Origin of the sequence: Streptomyces sp. NPDC090442 (assembly GCF_044769405.1) — a bacterium.
Lineage (GTDB): Bacteria > Actinomycetota > Actinomycetes > Streptomycetales > Streptomycetaceae > Streptomyces.
This window is the reverse complement of sequence record NZ_JBIVXW010000197.1, coordinates 1-2,874: the sequence shown is the minus strand read 5'-3', so window position 1 is coordinate 2,874 and position 2,874 is coordinate 1. Positions and strand designations below refer to the sequence as shown.

The window sequence follows — 2,874 nt, the reverse complement described above, 5'->3', positions numbered from 1 at the left end:
CGTGTCACGGGCGTGGGTCCTTCCGTACGAACTTTGGTCGGTTCAGTACGAAACCTACGCTCATGGCCCTTTTACACCACCTCCCGGACGCGACCTGAAGGCGCGCAGGAACGTGCCCAGCGTGGACGGTGCCCGCACTCCGCCGAAGAGTTTCGGCAGTCCGCCGTGGCGCAGTACGTCGAGGTCGTCGATGGAGTCGGCGCCGGCGGCCATGCCGCCCACGATGCTCATCACCTTCGCGTCGGCGGCCGTACCAGCGCCGCTCTCCGCGCCGCTCAGCTTGACCTTCTCGGCCACCAGCCGGGGCAGGCCGCACCGCTCGGCCAGCCGGATCACCGGGACCAGCCCGGCATGCGCGATCAGATTCGGATCATCGAACGCGGCGAACACCCGCGCCGGGCTATGGGAGACTTTCACTTCTGAAGTGCCTTGCTGCTCGTGCGGGTTGGAAGCCTAGGAACTCCCATCCTCGCAGGTCACAAGGCACTTCTTCGCGTTCCGCCGTCCACAGGCCCAGCATCACACGGTGAATCGAGGCTCAGACGCATACCGCTCAACGTGTTGAGTGAGTCCTCGGGTGCCAGAGTGGTAGGGAAGCAGCATAGGTGTCTGCCACTTCCGTAGAAGCGTCACGCTGTCGGTATTGCGTTGATGCTGCACCAGCGGTTGGAGGCGCAGGTCCTGGCCACACGGCGAACAGGCTGCCGCCGGGCCTGCACTGTCAGTGCAGGCCCGGCGGCAGCAAGCGCCCTCCCCGCGCCGTTTGAGGATGAAGATGAAAGAGGTTCCAATGCCATCCGCCATTAAAATCCCTATCCTGAAGCAAGTACATAATCTGAGGGTTTCCTCGAAAATGAGCGACACTCCGCCCAGTATGCGCGACATCGTACTAGTATGGGACGTCGGGGTTGAGGTGCCTGCAAAAGAGATACGTCCCGGAATTGCCGCCATCGAGGATCCCGGCGTAATTGACGATAGACTTACGCTTCGCGGAACTCCATACGGCGGGCGTGAGGAAATCCCCCCACTAAAAGGAGGGGCTTTCTACGCCGAAATGGACGAGCTGCTTCGGATCTTGGAAGGGTGCAACAATGGGAGCTCCCTACTCCACCTCCTTGCCAAGCTTAGACCGCTGCCTGACGACAACGGAACATTGGAAGGGCACTACGGTGACGCCAAGGAGCTAGGAATCAATCCGCGGAAGTTAACAGCGTACCAAGTAAAGCCTGATGGTAAGCCCGACAGAACTGCGCCAGTCGAAATTAATGTGGTCATAGGGCAAGAGCATGGCGAGTTAGCTTCATGCCATTCCCAAGCGAAGGATTACGCCTCTAATGGTTACGGAACGTACGCCACAGTTGCTTTCCACCCACGCACTGCGCTGCTGATCGATCGAAATATCATTCCGCCCGAACTCGTGCTGGCTCACGAGTTGATACACGCCGCGCACATACTCTCGGGATGCATGGAGGCAAACCCTGACGACACGGCTCACGGTGTCGGCTGGAAAGATCCAGCGGATCTAGCAAAGATGTGGTTCGATAGCCGCTTCAATCGAGAATATTCCACCATTCGCCGATGGAGGCATCCAGATAATAAAGAAGCCTGGGACAGGCTTCCCCAAGCGGAGCAGTCTGAAATCAATCGCCTAATAGACATCGAGTACGCAAATCTTATTGGCATTGCTACGATCATACTGCAAGGTCGCATCTTCGCGAAAAGTGGCTCATCCCTGATATTTCAGGGACCGACGCGGCTAGAAGAGGCTGTAACGGTGGGCAATGATGTGATTGTAGCGTGGCTGCAAGGAGTCCGCATTTCGGTGCAGCCCAAGGTATTCCATCCCGCCCCCGGCCAGCAGAAGGCCGATGAAATTGCCTGGGCAAATTATGGCCGAGTGCAACGCTATCTGCCATCTAATCCTACACCCGAACAAGGAATGACCGACGAAATAGCTGGAGGGATTCCCGAGTGGCGGATCAAAATGCGCAATCTCACCGAGCAGAACCTTGCTGCGGATCTCCATATCATACCCCGTATTTCGTACAGCCCCATGCTGGCTAAGTTAGTACAGGGCAGGCCGGAGGGGATGATCAAGGAGATCTATCTCACCAAGCCGCGCAACCAGCTTGCAGACAGCGAATTCCACGGCCCTAATCCGATCCCCAATGTAGAAGTTGCCCTACCGCCAGATGGAACTGAAGAGCACGCCCCGAAACCCAAGGAGAATATCTCCGTGTACCTGCGGAAGCTCGGAGAGTGGGAGGCGGCGGCTCGAGATTCATCGTCCACTGCGTTGAGCGGGTACCCGCTTCGGACGGCATGTACTGACTTTACCCCCATCAAGGCGGCAAGAATCGCCGAATTCGAAATCAGCGAAGAGGTCAGATGTAAAGCAGAGGAAGTCCTGTCGCAAATTGAGCAGAACCCAGGGGTGAACATCTCCAAATTGGGAAACCGTCGGATGTATCGAACGGAAGACATACTCCCGATACCACCTGTGGTTCCATCGAGGTCGAGCAGCGAGCTCTTCTGAGCCTCGATCCACCGCATGGATTCTGATCTTCGATCTCGGGCGGGATTTCAGGAAGGTTATTCAGAAGCCGTTGATGCCCCTATGGATGTCAACTTGCGGTCCGGTCGGGATCTGCGGGGCATACGGCTGTCCTGATGGCGGCGATGAGTCGATAGATTTCGCGTGCGACGTACTGATCTTTGACACTGCGTTTGATGATCTGGTCATGTTCGGCGTACCGAATGCATGGGGACTCGAACTCGTAGGTCGCGTCCGGGAGGTGGTGTAAAAGGGCCACGAGCGTAGGTTTCGTACTGAACCGACCAAAGTTCGTACGGAAGGACCCACGCCCGTGACAC

General features: G+C 57.4%; 1 protein-coding gene and 1 pseudogene. One reads left to right on the top strand and one right to left on the bottom strand.

The features are described from left to right. Positions 1 to 96: 96 nt before the first annotated feature. Positions 97 to 417 (bottom strand): annotated as a pseudogene (locus tag ACIQU6_RS44280) (IS1380 family transposase); the annotation flags it as partial. Between the two features lie 352 nt (positions 418 to 769). On the opposite strand from ACIQU6_RS44280, the gene ACIQU6_RS44275 reads away from it, so the two are divergent. Beyond that, positions 770 to 2,536, top strand: a complete 1,767-nt coding sequence (locus ACIQU6_RS44275) for a hypothetical protein (RefSeq protein ID WP_403488341.1) — start codon at positions 770 to 772, stop codon at positions 2,534 to 2,536. The last annotated feature ends 338 nt before the right edge of the window (positions 2,537 to 2,874 follow it).

What these genes read in the sequence shown, in the direction of transcription:
- ACIQU6_RS44275 (WP_403488341.1), top strand. Translation starts at nt 770, where the DNA reads ATGAAGATGAAAGAGGTTCCAATGCCATCCGCCATTAAAATCCCTATC.